The organism is Indioceanicola profundi, assembly GCF_003568845.1.
In the GTDB taxonomy this organism is placed as follows: Bacteria; Pseudomonadota; Alphaproteobacteria; order Azospirillales; family Azospirillaceae; genus Indioceanicola; species Indioceanicola profundi.
This window is the reverse complement of the sequence record NZ_CP030126.1, coordinates 2,892,433-2,912,836: the sequence shown is the minus strand read 5'-3', so window position 1 is coordinate 2,912,836 and position 20,404 is coordinate 2,892,433. Positions and strand designations below refer to the sequence as shown.

At 69.7% G+C, this 20,404-nt stretch carries 25 protein-coding genes and 2 pseudogenes; 25 read left to right on the top strand and 2 right to left on the bottom strand.

Annotation, left to right across the window (positions count from 1 at the left end):
* Positions 1–7: 7 nt before the first annotated feature.
* The 3 genes from DOL89_RS13935 (at position 8) to DOL89_RS13925 (ending at position 2,034) form a co-directional block, all read left to right on the top strand.
* Entirely contained in the window at positions 8–859 is an 852-nt protein-coding gene (locus tag DOL89_RS13935) for a universal stress protein (protein ID WP_119679691.1), read from the top strand.
* Between the two features lie 89 nt (positions 860–948).
* The gene (locus tag DOL89_RS13930) at positions 949–1,515 is read left to right on the top strand and encodes a DUF421 domain-containing protein (RefSeq protein ID WP_119679690.1); all 567 of its coding nucleotides are present in this window, start codon (positions 949–951) and stop codon (positions 1,513–1,515) included.
* A gap of 114 nt (positions 1,516–1,629) precedes the next feature.
* Complete coding sequence (locus DOL89_RS13925) at positions 1,630–2,034, top strand: tellurite resistance TerB family protein (RefSeq protein ID WP_119679689.1); 405 nt, start codon at positions 1,630–1,632, stop codon at positions 2,032–2,034.
* 437 nt (positions 2,035–2,471) lie between these two features.
* On the opposite strand, the gene DOL89_RS13920 is transcribed toward DOL89_RS13925, so the two are convergent.
* Positions 2,472–3,107, bottom strand: a complete 636-nt coding sequence (locus tag DOL89_RS13920) for a S24 family peptidase (protein ID WP_119679688.1) — start codon at positions 3,105–3,107, stop codon at positions 2,472–2,474.
* Positions 3,108–3,229: 122 nt separating this feature from the next.
* On the opposite strand from DOL89_RS13920, the gene DOL89_RS13915 reads away from it, so the two are divergent.
* The 9 genes and pseudogenes from DOL89_RS13915 to DOL89_RS25560 form a co-directional block, all read left to right on the top strand.
* On the top strand, positions 3,230–3,592 hold the full coding sequence (locus DOL89_RS13915) for a hypothetical protein (protein WP_119679687.1): 363 nt from the start codon (positions 3,230–3,232) through the stop codon (positions 3,590–3,592).
* Complete coding sequence (locus DOL89_RS13910; protein ID WP_225889805.1) at positions 3,589–3,933, top strand: hypothetical protein; 345 nt, start codon at positions 3,589–3,591, stop codon at positions 3,931–3,933. The genes DOL89_RS13915 and DOL89_RS13910 overlap by 4 nt, the downstream gene beginning before the upstream one ends.
* Positions 3,934–4,013: 80 nt before the next feature.
* Positions 4,014–4,283: a hypothetical protein gene (locus tag DOL89_RS13905; protein ID WP_119679686.1), complete on the top strand. Its 270-nt coding sequence runs from the start codon at positions 4,014–4,016 to the stop codon at positions 4,281–4,283.
* 3 nt (positions 4,284–4,286) lie between these two features.
* Positions 4,287–5,773 (top strand): annotated as a pseudogene (locus DOL89_RS13900) (portal protein).
* On the top strand, positions 5,766–6,032 hold the full coding sequence (locus tag DOL89_RS13895) for a Bbp19 family protein (protein WP_119679685.1): 267 nt from the start codon (positions 5,766–5,768) through the stop codon (positions 6,030–6,032). Before DOL89_RS13900 ends, DOL89_RS13895 begins: the two are co-directional and overlap by 8 nt.
* 43 nt (positions 6,033–6,075) lie before the next feature.
* Positions 6,076–6,330 (top strand): hypothetical protein, encoded by a 255-nt coding sequence (locus DOL89_RS13890; RefSeq protein WP_162937518.1) that lies wholly within the window; start codon positions 6,076–6,078, stop codon positions 6,328–6,330.
* A gap of 175 nt (positions 6,331–6,505) precedes the next feature.
* Positions 6,506–7,189: a capsid assembly protein gene (locus DOL89_RS13885; RefSeq protein WP_119679683.1), complete on the top strand. Its 684-nt coding sequence runs from the start codon at positions 6,506–6,508 to the stop codon at positions 7,187–7,189.
* 148 nt (positions 7,190–7,337) lie between these two features.
* On the top strand, positions 7,338–7,733 hold the full coding sequence (locus tag DOL89_RS13880) for an MbcA/ParS/Xre antitoxin family protein (protein WP_225889804.1): 396 nt from the start codon (positions 7,338–7,340) through the stop codon (positions 7,731–7,733).
* 31 nt (positions 7,734–7,764) lie between these two features.
* Positions 7,765–8,244 (top strand): annotated as a pseudogene (locus tag DOL89_RS25560) (RES family NAD+ phosphorylase); the annotation flags it as partial.
* 109 nt (positions 8,245–8,353) lie between these two features.
* On the opposite strand, the gene DOL89_RS13870 reads toward DOL89_RS25560, so the two are convergent.
* On the bottom strand, positions 8,354–9,148 hold the full coding sequence (locus DOL89_RS13870; RefSeq protein WP_119679681.1) for a helix-turn-helix transcriptional regulator: 795 nt from the start codon (positions 9,146–9,148) through the stop codon (positions 8,354–8,356).
* Between the two features lie 71 nt (positions 9,149–9,219).
* Here DOL89_RS13870 and DOL89_RS13865 point away from each other — a divergent pair, with 71 nt between their 5' ends.
* The 13 genes from DOL89_RS13865 to DOL89_RS13810 all read left to right on the top strand — a co-directional run bounded on the left by DOL89_RS13865 (position 9,220) and on the right by DOL89_RS13810 (position 20,393).
* Positions 9,220–9,954 (top strand): glutathione S-transferase family protein, encoded by a 735-nt coding sequence (locus DOL89_RS13865; protein ID WP_119679680.1) that lies wholly within the window; start codon positions 9,220–9,222, stop codon positions 9,952–9,954.
* Between the two features lie 538 nt (positions 9,955–10,492).
* The gene (locus DOL89_RS13860) at positions 10,493–11,308 is read left to right on the top strand and encodes a phage capsid protein (protein WP_119679679.1); all 816 of its coding nucleotides are present in this window, start codon (positions 10,493–10,495) and stop codon (positions 11,306–11,308) included.
* Positions 11,309–11,452: 144 nt separating this feature from the next.
* Entirely contained in the window at positions 11,453–11,722 is a 270-nt protein-coding gene (locus tag DOL89_RS13855) for a hypothetical protein (protein ID WP_119679678.1), read from the top strand.
* Between the two features lie 318 nt (positions 11,723–12,040).
* A complete protein-coding gene (locus tag DOL89_RS13850) occupies positions 12,041–12,613 on the top strand; it encodes a hypothetical protein (protein ID WP_119679677.1) in 573 nt (190 codons plus the stop codon).
* On the top strand, positions 12,610–12,912 hold the full coding sequence (locus DOL89_RS25950; RefSeq protein WP_318658510.1) for a hypothetical protein: 303 nt from the start codon (positions 12,610–12,612) through the stop codon (positions 12,910–12,912). Before DOL89_RS13850 ends, DOL89_RS25950 begins: the two co-directional genes overlap by 4 nt.
* A 45-nt stretch (positions 12,913–12,957) precedes the next feature.
* Positions 12,958–14,508: a hypothetical protein gene (locus DOL89_RS13845; RefSeq protein ID WP_318658509.1), complete on the top strand. Its 1,551-nt coding sequence runs from the start codon at positions 12,958–12,960 to the stop codon at positions 14,506–14,508.
* Positions 14,508–15,047, top strand: a complete 540-nt coding sequence (locus DOL89_RS13840; protein ID WP_119679676.1) for a hypothetical protein — start codon at positions 14,508–14,510, stop codon at positions 15,045–15,047. The genes DOL89_RS13845 and DOL89_RS13840 overlap by 1 nt, the downstream gene beginning before the upstream one ends.
* A 585-nt stretch (positions 15,048–15,632) precedes the next feature.
* On the top strand, positions 15,633–17,471 hold the full coding sequence (locus DOL89_RS13835; RefSeq protein WP_162937517.1) for a glycosyl hydrolase family 28-related protein: 1,839 nt from the start codon (positions 15,633–15,635) through the stop codon (positions 17,469–17,471).
* Between the two features lie 90 nt (positions 17,472–17,561).
* Positions 17,562–17,870: a hypothetical protein gene (locus DOL89_RS13830; protein ID WP_119679674.1), complete on the top strand. Its 309-nt coding sequence runs from the start codon at positions 17,562–17,564 to the stop codon at positions 17,868–17,870.
* Entirely contained in the window at positions 17,867–19,387 is a 1,521-nt protein-coding gene (gene terL / locus DOL89_RS13825; RefSeq protein ID WP_119679673.1) for a phage terminase large subunit, read from the top strand. The genes DOL89_RS13830 and terL overlap by 4 nt, the downstream gene beginning before the upstream one ends.
* Positions 19,388–19,404: 17 nt before the next feature.
* The gene (locus DOL89_RS13820; protein ID WP_119679672.1) at positions 19,405–19,596 is read left to right on the top strand and encodes a hypothetical protein; all 192 of its coding nucleotides are present in this window, start codon (positions 19,405–19,407) and stop codon (positions 19,594–19,596) included.
* Between the two features lie 33 nt (positions 19,597–19,629).
* On the top strand, positions 19,630–19,938 hold the full coding sequence (locus DOL89_RS13815) for a hypothetical protein (protein ID WP_119679671.1): 309 nt from the start codon (positions 19,630–19,632) through the stop codon (positions 19,936–19,938).
* Entirely contained in the window at positions 19,935–20,393 is a 459-nt protein-coding gene (locus tag DOL89_RS13810) for a cell wall hydrolase (protein ID WP_119679670.1), read from the top strand. The genes DOL89_RS13815 and DOL89_RS13810 overlap by 4 nt, the downstream gene beginning before the upstream one ends.
* The last annotated feature ends 11 nt before the right edge of the window (positions 20,394–20,404 follow it).

Below are 20,404 nucleotides of genomic sequence, written 5' to 3'. Positions count from 1 at the left end.
GGAAACGATGACCAGGATCCTGGCCTGCGTCGACGGCTCGGTCTACACGCAGAGCGTATGCGACCATGCGGCCTGGGCGGCGGAGCGCACCGGCGATGCCGTGGAGCTTCTGCATGTGCTGGGCAGGCGCGACGTCTCCTCCGCCCCCGCCGACCTCAGCGGCAGCCTTTCGGCGGATGATCGACAGAAGCTGCTGGCGGAATTCACGGCCCATGACGAGCAGCGCGCCAAGCTCATGCAGGTGCGCGGGCGCAGCATCCTGGAAGAGGCGAAAGCCCGCATCCAGGCCGCCGGGCAGGATGCCCAAGGCCTGCTGCGCCAGGGCGATCTGGTGGAAACCCTGGCCGAGTTCGAGGCCGAGGCGCGGCTGGTCGTCATCGGCAAGCGCGGCGAGGCCGCCGACTTCGCCCGGCTGCATCTCGGCTCCAACCTGGAGCGGGCGGTGCGGTCAAGCCACAAGCCGGTGCTGGTGGCGTCACGGGCCTTCCGGCCGGTGAACCGGTTCCTGATCGCCTTCGACGGGGGCCCGAGCGCCACCAAGGCGGTGGACATCATCGCCCAGGGGCCGCTGCTGCGCGGCATCGAATGCCATCTGCTGATGGTCGGAAGCCCCAAGCCGCAGGCGGAAGCGGCCCTGGATGCCGCCGCGGCCCGGCTGCGGGAGGCGGGGTACCCGGTTCATGCGGAGACCCGGCCCGGCCATGCCGAAGAGGTGATCGCCGCCTATGTGGAGCAGGCCGGCATCGACCTGCTGGTCATGGGCGCCTACGGGCATTCGCGCATCCGGAACCTGATCATCGGCAGCACCACCACCGCCATGGTCCGCGCCTGCAAGGTGCCGGTGCTGATGATCCGCTGAGCTACCCGGAGCGGTACGGATCGGCGGATTTCTTGGGAAAAGCGCAGGGCCGTCGGCAACACCGACGGCCCTGCGGCGTTTGAAGGGCCATGTTCTTCGATAGCTGGCCCGATCTGGGGCGGACCTTGGTGGTGGGCGCGCTGGCCTATGTGGGGCTGGTGTTCCTGCTGCGCATCTCCGGACCCCGCACCCTCTCAAAGATGAACGCCTTCGACCTCATCGTCACGGTGGCGCTGGGCTCCACCCTTGCGACGGTGCTGCTGTCCAAGGACGTGGCCCTGGCCGAGGGAATGCTCGCCTTCGCCCTGCTGATCGGGTTGCAGTTCGTCATCACATGGCTGTCTGTGCGCTCGGAAGGATTCCAGCGGCTTATCAAGGACGAACCGGCCCTGGTCGCCTGGCAGGGCAGGCTGCTGCCGGAACCCATGAAGGCCCGCCGGGTCACGCGGGAAGAGGTGATGGCCGCGATACGCGCCCAGGGCCATTCCGGCATGGACAGCGTCGGCGCGGTTGTTCTGGAAACCGACGGCAGCTTCAGCATCGTCGGCAGCCCTGTCAACAGCCCGGCCGAGGCGATGGACCCGGTCGGCGGTGCGGCCCGCCGGATGGTGACGTCCGGACCCGCCGCAAGAACCGGCGATGCCCCGCCGGGCTGATCCGCCGGCCCGTTTTCCCCATTCCCCTATCCGCCCCCGCGCTTGATTCCAGCTACATGCGTGCTGAGATAAGCGCAGGTCACAGGACGGAAGAACCCCCGAGAAGGACGCAAGATGATCGACCACCCCCGCGCGCTGATCTACACCATGGTCACTGTTTCGGCTTCCGACGGCGACATGACCGATCCCGAACTGAAGACGATCAGCGAGAATGTCCGCTACCTGCCGGCCTTCCGCGGGTTCAAGCTGAACGAACTGACCGACGTGGCGCAGGAATGCACCGAGCTGCTGTCGGACGAGGACGGGCTGGACAAGATCATCGGGATGATTAAGCAGTCCCTGCCGCCGCGACTGCGGGAAACCGCCTATGCCCTGGCCTGCGAAGTGGTGGCCGCCGACGGCACCGCCACGCAGGAGGAGCTGCGCATGCTGGAGCTGCTGCGCCACGGGCTGGATGTGGATCGGCTGACGGCGGCTGCACTGGAGCGCGGCGCCCGCGCCCGCTATGCGATGGGGTGAGGCGCGAGCCAGGTCGGATCGAGCGGAGCGCCGATCCGACCTACGGGGCCAAGGCCCGTTCCCGTGCTTTCGCCAGCCTGGTTGTCAGCCTGAGAAGCCATGCGTCCCCGCGCACCTGACGGGCCGGGAGCATGGCGCGGCGGCGGGCGGCAGCAATGCGGGCCGCCGCACAATCGCCTGCGGCCCAGGCCCTGGCGGATGCCGCCCGGTCGGCCAGCTAGGCGGCAGGTCCGCCGGCCCGCGCCACGGCAAGCGCCAGCGATGGCGGCGGACCGTCATAGGCACGCTCCAGAACATCGATCAGGGGAACGGGATCGGGGCGGTTCGGGATGGTCATGTGGGCTCCGCACGGGTGGGCGACTCGATTTCCAAGTCTCCCGCGCGCGGCGAAACTGTCAAGACTAAATTCCTAGGAGCATTTGCGGAAAATGGCCGGCCTACTGGCTGGCCCAGATGATCCGCGCCATCCAGGCCACGTCGGTCATCGCCAGCGACCGGTCGGCATGGGCCTTGTTCAGCGATTGCAACTCGATCTTCGTGGCCGTCATGCGGGCGAGATGCTTGGCCATCACCTCTCCCTCCCGTGTGCGGACCACCACCCGGTCGCCGCGGCGCACATTGGCGGCCGGCGACACGATGATGATGTCGCCATCGCGGTACAGCGGCTCCATGCTGTCGCCGGAAATCTCCAGCGCATAGGCGTGGGGATCGGCGACATGGGGGAATTCCAGCTCATCCCAGCCGCTGCCGACCGGATAGCCGGCATCGTCGAAAAACCCTTGGCTGCCGGCCTGTGCGTAGCCGATCACGGGAACCCGCTGGACCCGGCGGGGGCCTTCCGCCCCGCCGTCGGTCATGTTCACGAACTCCGCGAAGCTGCTGCCCGTCGCCTCCAGCACCTTGGCGATGCTTTCGGTCGAGGGCCAGCGCAGCTTGCCGTCCGGCGTGGTGCGCTTCGACTTGTTGAAGGTGGTTGGGTCCAGCCCGCCGCGCTTGGCGAGACCGGATGCGGATAGGCCATGGCGGGCAGCAAGCCGGTCGATGGCGCGCCAGATGTCAGCATGCTTGAGCATGGGAGAAATATCCCACGATTAAAAGAGGATGTCCCTAGGATCGTATTCCGATTCCCGTTGACTTAGGACTTAAAGCCTGAAATTCTGGTGGTCCAGTCCGCTTTCGGGGAGGGCCACCACTAATGTGTTCACGTTTTGTGCCAAACGCAACGATCTATACCGACGCCACCCCTTTCAACTCGACGGAGGAGGCTTGGTTCTGGTTCGTGCAGGCGCAGGACGCACGGGCAAACGGGGCTCGCGTGCGCGCCGGTCAGGCCCTGGTGCCCCGCCCCTGCGAACCGGTGGATGTCGCCCGCGCCGTGGACCGGCTGTACCGCCAGCGCCGCCTGTTCCGGGAGCATCTGGCCGTGATGGTGCATTACGGCCGCCGCTTCATGGCTCCCGACCCCCAGCGCCGGCATGAGGCGCGGGCCAGCGGCCTGTGGCGGGAGGCGCTGGACCGGCTGGACCCGGTGCTGCGCGGCAAGGGCATCGTGGCATGACCGCCCCCCGTACCCGCCGGCCCGGCACCGCCCTGGTCGTGTTCTGCGACGGCACGGAGCTGCCCTGGCTGCGCCTGCTGAAGCCCGGCTTCCGCCATGTCTTCGTGGCCCTGCGCGACGGGCCGCACTGGGTGACGCTGGACCCGCTCTCCCCCCACACCGAACTGGCGGTGCAGCCGATGGAGCCCGGCTTCGATCTGGCCGGCTGGTTCCGGGCGCGCGGGTTGACGGTGGTGGAAGCCCTAATCCGCCGCGGTCACCGCAAGCCGGCCCCCTTGGCCCTCTTCACCTGTGTGGAGGCGGTAAGCGCGTGCTGGGGCTGCACGCCCCCTTCGTGCTGACGCCCTTCCAGCTCTATCGCCGCCTCACCAGCCGGTAAGCCGGCTTCCCCCTTCCGCCCTTCATCCGGAGACGCCATCCCATGGCCCGCATCATCTCCTCGCCCAAGCCCCGCGCGACGGTGCCCGCCTTGACGCCGCCGGCCTCGGCCGCACCACTCGTCACCGGCAGCCCGCCCGCCGCCCCGGCTCCCGAAGCATCCGACCCGGTGGAGGCGGCGGTGGCCCAGGCCGCGGAACGTAGCCTGCTGCGCCGCTCGCTCGGCCGGGCGGGTACGGTGCTGACCGGCTGGCGCGGCGTGCTGACGCCCGGCAGCCTGGCCCCGCGCCGCAAGACCCTGCTGGGGGGCTGAACCATGCAGGCGATCACATCCACGGGCGATGCCGAAGCCATCCTGGCCCGCCACCATGCCGCACGGGTACGCCGGGCGGGGTGGGAACCGTTGTGGCGCGAATGCTATGCCCATGTGCTGCCGCAGAGCGGGATGTTCGGCGGGTCGGGCCAGGGGGCGTGGCGCGGCGACGCCCTGTTCGACGCCACCGCGGCGGACGCCGCCGACCAACTGGCCGCCAGCCTGCTGGCCCAGCTCACCCCGCCCTGGTCCCGCTGGGCCGGGCTGGCCCCAGGGCCGGAGCTGGAGGAGGGGGAGCGCGCGCTGCTGGCCCCCCTGCTGGAGCGGGCGAGCGCCGAACTCCAGGCGCAGATCGACCGCTCCAACTTCGCGGTGGAGGCGCACCAGGCCTTTCTGGACGTGGTGGCCGGCGGCACCGCCTGCCTGGCCGTGGAGGAGGCCGCCCCCGGCGGGCCCAGCGCCCTGCGCTTCACCGCCATTCCCCTGTCCGACTTGGTGCTGGAGGAAAGCGGGGAGGGGCGGCTGGACGTGGTGTTCCGGCGGGTGGAGCTGACCGGGGCGGAGATCGCGCGGCGCTTCGGCCCCGGTCGGCTGCCGCCCGACCGGCAGGCCGCGGCGGAGTCCGACCCGCAGGCGCGCTTCGCCGTGGTGGAGGCCGTGCTGCCCCTGGACCCGCAGGGCACCGGGCACCGCTGGGCCGTGGTGCTGGAGGGGGAGCCGCCGGTGCTGCTGGCCGATGGCCGCTTCGCCAACAGCCCCTTCATCGCCTTCCGCTGGCTGAAAGCGCCGGGGGAGACCTATGGCAGGTCGCCGGTGATGAAGGCGCTGCCCGACATCAAGACCGCCAACAAGGTGGTGGAGCTGGTGCTGAAGAATGCCAGCATCGCCGTGACGGGCATCTGGCAGGCCGACGATGACGGGGTGCTGAATCCCGCCAGCATCCGGCTGGTGCCGGGCACCATCATCCCCAAGGCGGTGGGCAGCGCCGGGCTGACCCCGCTGGCCAGCCCCGGTCGGTTCGACGTGTCCCAGCTTGTGCTGGACGATCTGCGCGCCCGCATCCGCCATGCCCTGCTGGCCGACAGGCTCGGCCCGCTGGAAGGGCCGCGCATGACGGCGACGGAGGTTCTGGAACGCTCCGCCGAGATGGCGCGGATGCTGGGCGCGACCTATGGCCGGCTGCAATCGGAGCTGCTGGTGCCGCTGGTGCGGCGCTGCCTCGCCATCCTGCGGCGGCGGGGGGAGGTGCCGGACGTGGTCGCCGACGGGCGGCTGGTGACGGTGCAGATCCTCTCCCCCTGGCCCGCGCCCAGGCCAAGCGGGATGGGGAGACCACCTTGCGCTGGCTGGAAAGCGTCGCTGCACTGGGGCCGGAGGCGCTGGCCGCCGTGGATCTCGGGGCCGCCGCCCGGCTGCTGGCCGATGCGGCCGGGGTGCCGGCCGGGCTGCTGAAGCCGCTGCCCGCGGCGGGGGAGGCGGACCATGCATGACCCCGCTGGCTGGGACTGGCTGCAGGACGCCCCCGCCGCCGTTCCCGCCCCGGCGGAGCTGGCCCCGGCCTGCGCCCGCCTGTTCGCAACGGCCGATGGAAAGCTGCTGCTGGCCCATCTGCGGCGAACCACCGTGGACCGCACGCTGGGGGCCAGCGCCGGCGACGCCGCCCTGCGCATGCTGGAAGGGCAGCGCGCCCTGGTGCTGCGGCTGGAGGCGCTGGCCCGTCCGGCTGCGCAAATCGCGGGCCAGGGTTAGGGCCGCGGACATGCTGGAAGATGAAGGAATGAGGGGAATGGGAATGATGGACCGGCTGCGCCGCAGGCAGTGCCCAGGACCGGGCAAGGCCGAACTGAAAGCCGAATGGCCCGGCTCCATCATGTTCATCCTTCCCATCCTTTTCATCATTCGAGATGTCGCCGGCCCGGCCATTCGACCCTGCCCGCGCGGGCCGTGGGAGACGGCTGGTTACTTGGAAAGGATGGATGGGATGGATGGGATGGCGCGCCGGACCGGCGGAGCCAGTCCTCCATCACCGGTCAAAGCCGCTGGATGAGATGCGCTCCGTCATCCCATCCATCCCATTCATCCTTTCCAATAACCCGCAGCAGCCCTCTCCACAGGGAGAACAGGGTCCAATGGCCTGGACGGGCAAAGGCTGTCGGCCACGCTGCGCGTGACCGACCTACGGTTCAGAAAATCGGCTTCATCAAACATCACCGAGGAACGACATGACCGAGACCACCATTGCCACCCGCCCCGCCAATGTGCCGGAGAAGTTCTGGGACGCCGAAGCTGGCGCCATCCGTGTGGAGGCGCTGCTGAAATCCTATGCGGAGCTGGAAAAGCGCCTCTCCGCCGCCCCCGCCCCGACGCCGGAACCGGACCGGCCGGCCCTGCTGAAGGCGCTGGGCGTGCCGGAAGGGCCGGAGGGGTACTGCATCGCCTGCGACCACGGCCTGTTCGCCCCCGATCCGGAGGTGAATGGCAGGCTCCACGCCGCCGGCTTCACGCCGGAGCAGGCGCAGCTCCTCTACGATCTGGCGGCGGAGCGCATGCTGCCGCTGGTGCAGGAGCTGGGCGGGGACCTCGCCGCCGACCGGGAGCTGGAACGGCTGGTCGCCCATTTCGGCGGGACCGATGCTTGGCGGGAGGTCAGCCGCCAGATCCTGGCCTGGGCCGAGCGCAACCTGCCCAAGGACGCGGTGGAGGCCATGGCCGCCACGGCCGACGGCGTTCTGGCCCTGCACCGCATGATGGCCGGCACGGAGCCCGCCGCCTTGAAGCCCGGCACGGTCGGGGCCGAGGACGCCGAACTCCACCGCATGGTCCGCGACACCCGCTACTGGCGCGACCGCGACCCCGCCTTCGTGGCGAAGGTCACGGAGGGGTTCAGGCGGGCATATGGGGGGTAAAATCCACCAAATGGGTCCGCGGGGACCTGTGGCTCCGCGGACTCACTTTTGATTGATACCGATTGCGCTGATCACCACGTCTTGACGGTGGGGAACCTTGCCCATATTAATCTGTAGAAAATAACGAGCCGCAATTTTGCAGGGGACGATGATGCGGAACGTGACGCCACCGGCTGCGCCTCAGGCAGAACAGGATCGTCGTGCGCATATCCTCACCAAGGCGACGATCCGTGCCGCGGATCACTTCGGGCTCAAAAGTGCAGAGCTTGCGCGCGTGCTGGGCGTATCGGACTCTACGGTCACTCGGATGCGCAAGGGCACCTATCTGCTGCAAGCCGAAACAAAGTCCTTTGAACTCGCCCAGCTCTTTTTACGATTATACCGCAGCCTTGACTCAATCACAGGAGGGGATGATAAGTCATCGGCCTCCTGGTTGAGGTCCGAAAACGTCGTGCTCGGAGCGGTTCCGGCGACGCTTATCCAATCGATCATAGGGCTGATGGCCGTTGCCGACTACTTGGACTCCAGACGCGGTACGGTCTAACGCCAGCACCTACAAGGGTAGTGTCTGGCGGGTGGTGGAAGCCCAGCATCGGGCGTCCACGAGCCGCATTACAGACAGCCTTGAGGAGCAGAGCCTGCTCGAAGAATTGATCGATGAGGTGAAACCTCCGCTTCCCACCAACTGCAGAGCCCTTCACTTCCTGCGTGCTACGCCCTTTCGGTATCGGCCAAGTAGGCCCGGGTCACGGTTCCGAAGAGCCGATCAGAAGGAAGGGGTGTTTTACGCGGCGGAGGCGGTAGAAACTGCCATAGCCGAAATGGCGTTCTACCGGCTTCTGTTCTTCGCGGAGTCCCCGAATACGGAGCTTCCAGCCAACCCGGTCGAGTTCACGGCATTTTCGGTTGAATGTGAAACCTCACGCATGGTCGACCTACAGCAGGCGCCATTTTCTTCCGATCAGCCGAAGTGGACGGACCTGTCCGACTATACAGCCTGTCAGGCCTTTGCCGATGTAGCCCGTGCCGCTGGTATCGAGATCATCCGCTTCAAGTCTGTGCGTGATCCGGGGGGCGGCGCCAATCTTGCGCTTCTGACCCCGGCGGCTTTTCCTGAAGCGGGCAGGGCCAGTGACCCCAGACAGACGGAGAGCTGGAAACTTTTCATACGCCCGACCGGCGTTCAGGCGACCCGCGAATTTCCTCGACTCGGACTGGAGTTTCCTCTGACCCAATTCGCTGGGGATCGTCGCTTGGCCTCTCTCGTCGATTTCCCTCCTCCCGCATCCGCCGGATGAAATCCACCAGCCGCCTCCCCGGCGTCAGCGGGTAGCGGTCCTCCAGGAAGTCGGCGCGGTCGACGCGGTCGATGCGGAAGCTGCGGAAGTCCTGGCGGAGTTCGCACCAGCCGACCAGAAGCCAGACCGGCGGGAAGAAGGCCAGGGCCTGGGGCCAGAGGATGCGCTCGGACGGGCGGCCGGCCTCGTCCCGGTAGGCGATCCGGAGCTTGCGCTGCTCCCGCACCCATTGGCGCAGCGTGGCCATGTCCAGCCCCGGTTCCGGCGGCGGGCGGCCGGGCGGGGCGGAAAGGCCTAGGCTGCGGATGCGGGCCTGGAGCGGGGCCGGAACCACCGCCTCGATCTTCGCCAGCAGGTCGCCGGCGGCGCGGCCGAGGGCCGGATCGGCCCAGGTCTCCACGATGCGGGCGCCCAGCACCAGCGCCTCGATCTCATCCTCCGAGAACATCAGGGCCGGCAGGTCGAAGCCCGGTTCCAGCACATAGCCCACCCCGGCCTCCCCCCTGATGGGGACGCGCCTGGCCTGGAGGTCGGCCATGTCGCGGTAGACGGTGCGCACCGTCACCTCCAGCTCCGCCGCCAGGGCCTGGGCGGTCACCGGCCGGAAGCGGTCGCGGCGGAGGATCTGGATGATCTGGAACAGGCGGTCGGCGCGGCGCATGCTGACAGGATGCTGTCAGGAGCGATGGGGCACAAGGGGGTATCCGCAACCGCTTGGGAGGAGATGCCGCCATGACCGCCCCCATCATCCTGCACAAATTCGCCGACACGCCGGGCGATGTGAATCTCAGCAGCTTCTGCCTGAAGCTGGAATGCTGGCTGAAGCTGGCCGGCCTGCCCTACCGGGTGGAGGAGATCGGCGATCTGGATGCCGCACCCAAGGGGCAGGCGCCCTGGATCACCCTGCCGGACGGCACGGTGATGGGCGACACCGGGCTGATCATTCCGCACCTGGAACGACTGTTCGGCGTGGACCCGGACGAGTGGCTGAGCCCGCGGCAGCGTGCCATGGGGCGGGCCGTGGCCGCCCTTTGCGAGGAGCGGATCTATTACGCCATCCTGCGCTTCCGCTGGATGGAGGAGGCCGGCTTCTCCGTGCTGAAGGACCTCTATTTCGATGACATCCCGGAGCCGGTGCGCACAGCGGTGTCCGGCCAGGTGCGGGACGGCGTGCGGGCCAAGCTGCACGGGCACGGCTATGACCGGCACAGGGCGGAGGAGGTGGCGGCGCTGGCCGCCGCGGACATCGCCGCTTTGTCCGAGTTGCTGGGCGACAGCCCGTGGCTGTTCGGCGACCGGCCCGGCACGGCGGACTGCACCGCCTGGGCCACGGTCGCCAATCTGCTGAGTTCCAGCTTCGTCACGCCGTTGCGGGCGGAAGCGGCAAGGCACCCGAACCTGGTGGCCTATCATCGCTGGGGAATGGCGCACTGGTTCCCGCAGGTGGCGCAGGCGCAGGCGGCGTGAGGAGGCCTAGGCGGATCGCGTCCTGGAGGGGCGATGATCCGATGTAGCGGCACCGTTCTGCACCGCTGTGTCGGATCGGCGCTGCGCTTGATCCGACCTACGGACGGGCGCCTTCCGAGCGCTGCGGGGCAGGCGCATTTTTCCGCTTGACTGAATAGGATTTTTATCTTACATCTGGCTTCGTCAACGCCCGGAGTGTGTCCGGGTCCGGCGGTGCGGGGTTCGACCCCGCCGCGGACCCGGCCCGCTGCCGGGCGTTGTGCGTTTCCGGAGCCCGCCTTCAGAGGCCCGGCCCGGAAGCGCCCTTTCCGTAGCTGTCTCCTCCCCTCGACTTCGGTGGCCGGACAACCGGTTCGGCCCGGCCACCGGCCCTTTTCCCCGGAACGGGCAGCGTCGGGGAGGGCAGCACGCATCCACGCGCACCAGCATGCGGCCATGCCCCCCGGCCAGGGGGCGTGAGAACCCATCGCGTCGGCGCGGACACCCCAATCCGGGGCCGCCCCGCGGCCCTTTCCAGTCAGGAAGGAAATCTTATCGGATGTCCACGTCCATCGATCTGGCCTTTGTAAAACAATTTGAGCGCGAAGTTCACGAGGCCTATCAGCGCATGGGATCGAAGCTGCGGTCCACCGTGCGTTCCAAGAACAATGTCCAGGGCGCCAGCACCGTTTTCCAGAAGGTCGGCAAGGGCTCCGCCAGCACCAAGTCGCGCCATGGCGAAATCCCGGTGATGAACATCGCCCACGAGTCCGTCGAGTGCCTGCTGGCCGACTATTACGCCGGCGACTGGCTCGACAAGATGGATGAGCTGAAGACCAACATCGACGAGCGCTCCGTGATCGCCAATGCCGGCGCCTATGCGCTGGGCCGCAAGACGGATGAGCTGATCATCGACGCGCTGGACGCCTCCGCCAACTATGCCGGCGATGCCGATGACGGGCTGACCAAGGAGAAGGTGCTGGCCGCCTTCGAGGCGCTGGGCGAGGCCGACGTGCCCGATGACGGGCAGCGCTACGCCGTGGTGGGCTGGAAGCAGTGGTCCCAGCTTCTCGGCATCGCGGAGTTCGCGGATGCGGACTATGTCGGCCCGGACGAGCTGCCCTGGCGCGGCACCCAGGCCAAGCGCTGGCTGGGCACGCTCTGGATGCCCCACTCCGGCCTGAAGGCGGAGGGCGGGGTGCGCAAGTGTCATTGGTACCACAAGACCGCCGTGGGCCATGCCAGCGGGGCCGACGTGCAGACGGACGTGACCTGGCACGGCGACCGGGCGTCCCACTTCGTGAACAACATGATGAGCCAGGGGGCGGTGCTGATCGACGGCGCCGGCGTCGTGACCCTGCGCTGCCTGGAGTAGCGGCGTCAGGCGGATCGGGCCCGGAAGGCAGCGATCCGATGCGGTGGTGCGAACCCGTTGCCGCCGTGTCGGATCATCGCCAGGGGCTCGATCCCGCCTACGGTCCTGCGCATCCGTCCAATCAGATATCCGGAGACTTCCCCCATGGCCTTCATGCCGAAGGATCTGAGCGTGCTTGCCTATGCCAACGGCTTCACGCTCTGGCACTACACGACGCCCGACGCCCACACCGATGTGCGGCGGACGGGCTATTTCAACGCGGCCGGCCACATGCTGCGCATCGGCGACATGTTGATGGCGAACACCAACACCGACGCCGCCCAGACCGCCGGCATCTTCCTGGTGGCCAGCAACAGCGCCGGCATCGTCGACCTGTCCGACCTGACCCAGGTGGGTGCGGCGGATACGGATTGATGTCGAGAGCCCGCCAACCACCCCTCGCCCATCGACAAGCTCAGGGTGAGGGGTGGTTGGCTCGGGGCTGGAACTCGCCTCACCGTCGTGGTGGCGGCGCATATCCTTGTCGTCAGGCGCAGTCGAAAAGCAAATCCTCGCCCTGAGCCTGTCGAAGGGCCAGGGGGCGGCGCATTTGCTTGTCATCGGACACAGGCGATCAGCAAACCCTCACCCTGAGCCTGTCGTTGCCGAAGGCAGACGCCAAAGGCAGCTAGAGCGAGGGTTTGCGCCGCCTTCGCAGGCATTCCACCAACATCCCAATCACCGGAGACTCCCATGGCCCTGACCGGCATCGGGTTGTGCGCCCGTGCGCTCTTGAAGATCGGGGCGGTGCCCATCCAGGGCTTCGCCGATGGAACGGCGGAGGCGGAGGTGGCGGCGGGGCTGTATGAGCCCACGCGCGACGCGCTGCTGTCCGCCCATGGCTGGAGCTTCGCCACCGGGCAGGCCCGGCTGGCGCGGCTGGAGGAGCCGCCGGTGGCCGATTTCACGGCCGGTTTCCGCCTGCCGCCGGACTTCCTGCGGGCCCTGTCCGCCGGGACGGGCGGCCGGGGGCGGGGGCTCTATTACCGCATCCAGGGCGGGGCGCTGCTGGCGGATGCGGGGGATGTGGTGCTGACCTACATCTTCCGCCCGGCGGAGGAGGCGTTTCCGCCCTTCTTCGACCAGGCGCTGATCGCCCGGCTGGCGGCGGAGTTCTGCGTGCCGCTGACGGAGAACAGCTCGCGGGCGGAGACGCTGTGGCGGCTGGCGGATGCGGAGTTCCGGCGCGCCCGGCTGATCGACGCCCAGCAGGACAGCCAGCCCGGATTCGAGGATTTCACCCTGATCGAGGCGAGGCGATCATGACCAGGGTGCGATCCGTCAAGACCGGCTTCACCGGCGGCGAACTCTCCCCCGCCTTGCTGGCCCGCGGCGACCTCGCGGCGTACGAGACCGGGGCGGGCAGGCTGCGCAACGTGCTGATCCAGCCCACCGGCGGGGTGCGGCGGCGGCCGGGCATGGCCTATGTCGCCACCGCCCGCGGGCCGGGCCGGCTTGTGGCCTTCACCTTCAGCACGCGCCAGAGCTACCTGCTGGTCTTCACCGACCGCTGGGTGCAGGTGTTCTTCGAGGATGCGCCGCTGGCGGAGATCGCCACACCCTAAACCTTCGAGCAGCTTGAGCGGCTGAGCTGGGCGCAGTCGGCGGATGTGCTGCTGCTGGTCCATCCCGAGGTGCCGCCGAAGCGGCTGGTGCGGGAGGGGGCGGAGGGGCGATTCCGGCTGGAGCCCTGGGAATGGCGGGTGGAGGAGGGGCTGAGCCGCATGCCCTTCCACCGCTTCGGCGCGCCGGAGGCGACCGTCGCCCCCTCCGCCGCCATGGGGCGGGTGCGGTTGACGGCCTCCGCCCCCATCTTCAGCCGCGCCCATGACGGGCAGCCCTTCCGCATCCACCGCAAGCAGCTCCGCATCGTGGCGGTGCGCTCCCCGGTGCTGGCGGAGGCGGATGTGCTGGAGGAGCTGCCGGGCACCGCGGCGACAGCGGACTGGGAGGAGCCGGCCTTCAGCGATCTGCGCGGCTGGCCGGTGAGTTGCGGCTTCCACCAGGACCGGCTGGTGATCGGCGGCAGCCGCGACCTGCCGAACCGGCTCTGGCTGTCCAGATCCGGCGACCTGTTCAATTTCGATCTGGGCGAGGGGGAGGATGACGCCGCCATCGAGTTCGCCATCCTGTCGGACGAGGTGAACCCGATCCGCAGCGTCTTCTCCGGCCGGCACCTGCAGGTCTTCACCACCGGGGCCGAATGGGCGGTGACGGGGGAGCCGTTGACGCCCGGCGGCATCCGGCTGGACCGGCAGACCCGCACCGGCTGCGCCATGACCCGGCAGGTGCCGGTGCGGGAGGTGGACGGGGCCACCCTGTTCGCCACCTGCGACGGGACTGTGCGCGAATTCGCCTATACGGAGCTGGAGCGGGGATACCAGGCCAACGATCTGGCCGTGGCCGCGCGCCATATCCTGAGCGATCCGGTGGATATGGATTTCGACCGCAGCCGCCGCCTGCTGCTGGTGGTGATGGGCGACGGCACGGTGGGGGCCTTGACGCTCCACCGGGCGGAGCAGGTCGCGGCCTGGACGGTGCTGGACACGGATGGCCGCATCCTCTCCGTCGCCTTGGCGGGCGGCACGGTCTACTGGCTGGTGGAGCGGCGGGGCACGGTGTGCGTGGAGGCCTGGGACGAGGCGTTCCGGCTGGACAGCGCGCTGGCCGGCAGCAGCCCGACGCCGACGCGCCGCTGGCGGGGGCTGGAGCATCTCAAGGGCCGTGAGGTGGGCGTGCTGGCGGATGGCGTCGTGCTGCCGGACCAGGGCATCGCCGCCGGAACCCTGATGCTGGACCAGCCGGCGGCTTCCGTGCAGGCCGGGCTCCGCTTCGCCCATGAGATCGCACCGCTGCCCGTCAATTTGCTGGCTGCGGAGGGGATGGGGCGGCGGATGCGGCCGGTGGCCGTGACCTTGCGCCTGGAGGGGACGCCGGTGCTGCGCGTCGATCTCGGGCGCGGTCCGGTGGAGGTGCCGTTGCGCCGGGCGGCGGGGCCGGCGCTGCACGGCGAGCCCGCCCCGCCTTTCACGGGGGACCGGCGGCTTTCCTGCCTGGGCTGGGCGCATGATGCGGCCCGGCCGCTGTGGCGGATCGCGGATGATCGGCCGCTGCCCTTCACGCTCCTCTCCGCGACACTCGAACTGAAGGTGAATGACTGATGGCTGGGATAAGCACGCCGGCGCTGGCGGCCCTGGGCGCCGTCAACCAGGTGCGTGGCACCGCCTCCGCCCTGGACGAGGCCACCGGCGGCGATGCGCGCCGCCGGCGCCGGGCGGAGGAAGAGGAACTGCGGCTGCTGGACGAGACGCAGGCCAGCCGGCTGGCCGAGCTGCGCGAGGCCCAGAGGCTGGAGGAGGAGCTGTCCGCCGCGGAACGGCGGGAGCGCGCCGCCCTGATCCGGGCGGAGGCGCAGGAGGCGGAGCGCAAACGCCGGAGCGCCTTGCGCCGCAGCGTATCCCGCACCCGCGCCCAACTCGGCTCCCAGGGCATCTCCAGCGCCGACGGCTCCGGCGAGGCCATCCTGCTGGGTCTGGTCCGCGAGTCCGAGGAGGAGCGGGCGGCGGAGGAGCGGCTGGAAGGGCTGCGGCTGCGGGCGCTGGATACGGACGCCACGGCCGCGCAGCGGCGCAACCTGCTGGAGCTGACCCGGCTTCAGGAGAGGCAGCGGCTGGAGCGGCTGGCGCGCGGGGTGGGGTGAGGGGGTACGCAGCCCTCTCTCCCCCGCACATAGCTTTCAATCCAACAAAGACGAGACCCGAGATGACCGAGCAAGCAGCGCTGCCGGCGGTGAGCCCGCGCGTGCAGTATGTGGCGGACGGGCAGGGGGCCGTGTTCGGCTTCTCCTTTCCGGTGTTCGAGGCCGGCGATCTGCAGATCTTCCTGGACGCCGCCCCCCAGCCCACCGGCTTCACCGTGGCCGGGATCGGACAGGCGGCAGGGGGCAGCGTCCGCTTCGACGCTGCCCCGGCCGCGGGCACCGTGGTGACGATCAGCCGGCGGCTGGCGATCTCCCGGCGGAGCGACTTCCTGGAAAGCGGCCCGCTTTCCGCCCGCACGCTGAACGACCAGCTCAGCCGGTTGACGGCCATCGCCCAGCAATTGCAGGCGGACCAGGCCCGTATGGTGCGCTATCCGGAAACGGACCTGCCGGCGGACGGGCTGCTGCCCGCCCGCGCCGCACGGGCCGGGATGGTGCTGGGCTTCGACGAGGCCGGGAACCCCGTGGCCCGGCCGCCGGCCGATCGGGGCGGACGGCACCTTCGTGCCCAGGGGCGGCGGGGCCGTGCGGCGCAGCATGCGCGACAAGCTGGGCGACATGGTCAGCGCCAAGGATTTCGGTGCGGCTGGCGACGGCATCGTGGACGACACCCATGCTATCCAGGCCGCGCTGGCCGCCCATGGGGCGGTGTTCCTGCCGGCCGGCACCTACCGCACCACCGGCACCATCACGCTGGGCCACGGGCAGAGCCTGACCGGGGTGGGGGAGGCCAGCGTGATCCAGGCGCGCGACCAGCCCTACGACGCCGTCAACCTGCCCTCCTATCCCAGCCAGTTCAACGCGGTGGAGTTGGTGGACAGCTACGCCGCCCTGCGGAACCTGCGCATCGTGGGCGGGGCGTCGGGGGTGAAGCTCTACGGTCGTGACGGGCCTTGCGTGAAGAATGTGGTGGAGAACCTGTCCATCTGGGACAGCATGATCGGCATTGTGCTGGACGGCTACAGCAGCCCGGACCGGCCCTGCTACTGGAACCATGTCGGCCGGGTGCTGGTGGCGCGGCCGCAGATCCACGGCGTGCTGTTGACGGTGGAGAGCAGCGGCGACACGCCGAACGCCAACAAGTTCCACGATGTCCGGGTCTACAGCCTGGCCGCGCCCATGAGCGGCTGCGGCTTCTTCCTGTCCGCCGGCCGCTTCAACAACAGCTTCGTGGATTGCGAGGCGAATTTGCATCCGGGCGGCGAGGCCTGCCTGCGGCTGGGCGCGGCGACGGACCAGAATTTGATCGTCAACTTCTATGCGGAAAGTGCCGGCGCGCTGCCCGGCATCCGCATCGACGGCGGCAGCCGGAACACCAGCATCGTCAACCTGTTCAGCGCCACCGCCGGCATGCCGATCTGGGACACCACCGACGCGCGCGCCTACAGCGCCGTCAATGCCGGCTTTCCGCTGCGCAACGATCTGAAGCAGACCCGCATCAGCGACCTGATGCTGGAAGGGCTGCGGCTGGAGACGGAGTATGTGGAGCCCGCTGCCGGCGGGCTGGTGGAACCGGACATCGAGGGCTGCACGATCTGGTTCGTCAGCGCCTATGGCGGGCCGGTGGAGTTCCGGCTTCCCCCCGCCGGAACCCATATCGGCCGCACCGTCACCGTCAAGAAGACGGATGGCAGCGCCAATCCGGTGACGGTGACCGTGGATGGCGGGCCGGGGCCGGACGGGGCGCCGGTGGTGCTGGCCTGCCGGCACGACCAGCTCACCGCCATCAGCAACGGCCACGGCTGGTGGGTGACCTCCTCCAACCTCATGCCCGCCAATACGGAGTTCGTGGAGGGGCCGGGGCCGTTCACGCCGGACCTGCTGAAGCCGCTCTATCTCGTCAGCGCCGCGGCGGGGGAGCTGGAGGTGCGCCTTCCGCCGGCCTCCGCCGGGGCGGGGCGCAGCGTCACCATCAAGAAGTCCGATGAGTCCGCCCATGCCGTGCTGGTGACGGAACAGGGCGGGGCCGGGCCGGACGGGCGGGTCCGGCGGCTGGGCAAGCGCTACGACTTCGTCACGGTCGCCAGCAATGGCGGCAACTGGTGGGTCACCGGCGCCCGCTCCGCCCCGCGCAGTGTGCAGTACCACGAGGCGGCGGGGCTGCTGCCCATCGATCTGGGGGCGGAGGCCTATCTGGTCAGCGCCTTCGCCGGCCCGGTGGAGGCCCGCCTGCCGGCTCCGGCGGCGGCCAATTCGGGGGCGGTGGTCGTGGTGAAGAAGACGGACCCCGGCGGCAACCCCGTCACCGTGACGGTGGCCGGCGGCACCGGACCCGACGGGGCGGCGCTGGCGCTGGGCGCGCAGCATGCGGGGGCGACGGTGCTGTCCAACGGCGCCGCCTGGCATGTGGTGGCGAGGGTGTAGGGGGATTGTGGCTGTGCGATTCGGCGCGGTGCCAACAGCGAGGCTCGGAAAACCACCCCAGCCCACTCACAACAACCAGGATGGAGACCCATGTCCGACACGGCTTTGGAAGCATGCTGCGAGGCGCTGTCGAAGGCCCTGCCGGCCGCCATGGAGATGGCGCTGAAGCGGCTGGACGGGGACAAGAGCGAGGCGGAGCTGCATGCCGTGCTGACCACGGCGGAGCGGCTCTTCAAGATGGCGAAGCTGGCGGCGGAGGCCGCCGAGAAGGCCGATCCGGAAGGGGACGCCGTCACCACGGCCCAGATGCGCCGGGTGGCGGAGCTGATGACCGAGCATGTCCACCGCATCGCGGATCAAAGCCCCTATGCCGACCAGATCAAGGAGGTGCTGGGATGACCGGAGCGGAGAGTGCGCCGACTTCCATCCCCGGCCCGCTGCCCTGGACCGAGAAGGTGCCCTTTCCCGAATTCGCCCAGATGTGGGCGGAGCATGAGGGGCGGAACCTGCCGCCGCCGCAGCTCTGGATGGCCGGGTGGCTGGGAAGGGCGTGGCGGGAAGGGCGGCGGGATCTGCTGCTGCTGGCCTTCCGCGGCAGCGGCAAGAGCAGCGTCGCCGGCCTGTTCTGCGCCTGGGCGCTGGCCGGCGATCCGGATATCCGCATCCTGGTGCTGGCGGCGGAGGATGAGCTGGCGGCCAAGATGGTGCGCACCGTCAAGCATGTGCTGGAACGCCATCCGGTCTGCATCGGCCTCCGGCCGCCGAAGATCGAGCTCTGGGGCGCCGATGCGCTGACCGTGGCGCGGGCGGGTACCTCGCGCGATCCCTCCATGCTGGCCAAGGGCATCGGGGCGAACTTCACCGGCAGCCATGCCGACATCGTGATCTGCGACGATGTGGAGGTGCCGAACACCTGCGCCACCGCCCATGCGCGGGCGGAGCTGCGGCGGCGGCTGGGGGAGATCACCCATGTGCTCGTCCCCGGCGGCACCGTGCTCTATATCGGCACGCCCCATGCCGCCGACAGCATCTATGGGGCGGAGCCGGGGCCGGGCGGGGCGGAACCGTTCCTGGCCGGCTTCCACAGGCTGGAAATCCCGGTCGAGGGCTCCCGCGGTCCCGTCTGGCCGGAGGTGTTCGGGCAGGAGGAGATCAGCCGCATCCGCACCCTCTCCGGCCCCAGCCGCTTCGCCAGCCAGATGATGCTGAAGCCCGTGCCGGTGGTCGCCGGTCTGCTGAACCCGGAGCTGCTGAGGCGCTACGATGCGGAGATCCTCTACCGCGAGGCGGGGCGGCGGCCGGTGATGGAGCTGGCGGGGCGTCGCGTCGTCTCCGCCCGGGCCTGGTGGGACCCGTCGCTGGCGCGGGCCGGCGGAGATGCCAGCGTGGTGGCGGTGGTGTTCTTCGGGGCAGAGGGCGACGCCTGGCTCCACCGCATCGAATATCTCTCCGCCGGGGCGGCGGAGGAATCGGCGCAGGCCCAGTGCGAGGCCGTGGCCGGCCTGCTCCGGAGCGTGCCGGTGCGGACCCTGCATGTGGAGGCCAATGGGGTTGGCGGCTTCCTGCCCCAGCTTCTGCGGGGGGTGCTGGCCCGGCACGGGCTGGCCGTCTCCGTCTGCAAGGAGGTCAGCCGCGCGCCCAAGGCCCAGCGCATCCAGGAGGGGATCGAGGCGCGGCTGGCCGCCGGCATGCTGCACGCCCATGCCGGCGTCTTCGCAACACCCCTGATCGCCGAGATGCGGGACTGGCGGCCGGAGGGCGCCGGTCCCGACGACGGGCTGGACGCCCTGGCCGGCTGCCTGCTGGCGGAGCCCCTGCGGCTGCCCGCCGGAAAGCCCGCCCCCGGCGCGGTGCGCCCGCCGGCATTCCCCATGGCCGCCGTCCCGCACCGGGCCGAGGCCGACTTCACCCCCTGACCATCGGGAGACACCCCATGTCGAAGCTGATCACCGGCGGCTGGTTCGCCGGGCGGAAAACCTATGTCACCGGCACGCTCACCGTTCTGGGCGCCGTCGCCGGCTATCTCACCGGGGAACTCACCCTCCCCGACCTGCTCCAGACCGCCATCCCCGCCATCATGCTGATGACCGTGCGGCATGGGGTCAGCACGGAGCGGGGGCGGTAGAGGCCACGTTTTCCTTCAACACGGAGAAAGATCATGACCGAGTCCCAGGGCATCGACCTGATCTGGTGGATCACGGTGGTGGATTTGCCGGCGATGGGCGGGCTTCTCTGGCTGATCCTGCGGGTGCGCGGGGAGGCGGAGGAGGCGACCGACCGGCTGCGCAGCGGGATGGAGGCCACCTCCATCCAGATGCGGGAGGCGCTGGCCGCCTACAAGCTGGAGGTCGCCAAGACCTATGCCAGCATCACCACGCTGCGCGAGGTGGAGCAGCGCCTGACCAGCCATCTGCTGCGCATCGAGGGCAAGCTGGACGGCGCCCGCACGGAAGGAGTTGCACGATGAGCCGCAAGACATTGAGCCCGGACACCGGAACCGCCGCCGAGCCGGAGGATGCGGTGGATGTGCTGGCCCGCACCCTGTGGGGCGAGGCGCGCGGGGAGGGGATGGCGGGGATGGAGGCGGTGGCGGCCGTCATCATGAACCGCGTCGCCCAGGCCCGGCGGCGCGGGCGCATGTGGTGGGGCAACAGCGTGGCGGAAGTCTGCCGCAAGCCCAGGCAGTTCAGTTGCTGGAACGCGGGCGACCCGAACCGGGCCAAGCTGCTGGCGGTCGATTCGACCGATCCCGTCTTCGCGCTGGCCCTGCGCATCGCCCGGCGGGCGGCAGCGGGCGGCCTGCCGGACCCCACCGCAGGGGCCACGCATTACCATGCGCGCGGCGTCCGCCCTGAATGGGCTGCCGGGCGCCAGCCGATGGCGGAGATCGGGCGGCACCTCTTCTATGCCGATGTGGGGTGACCCCGGCCGGA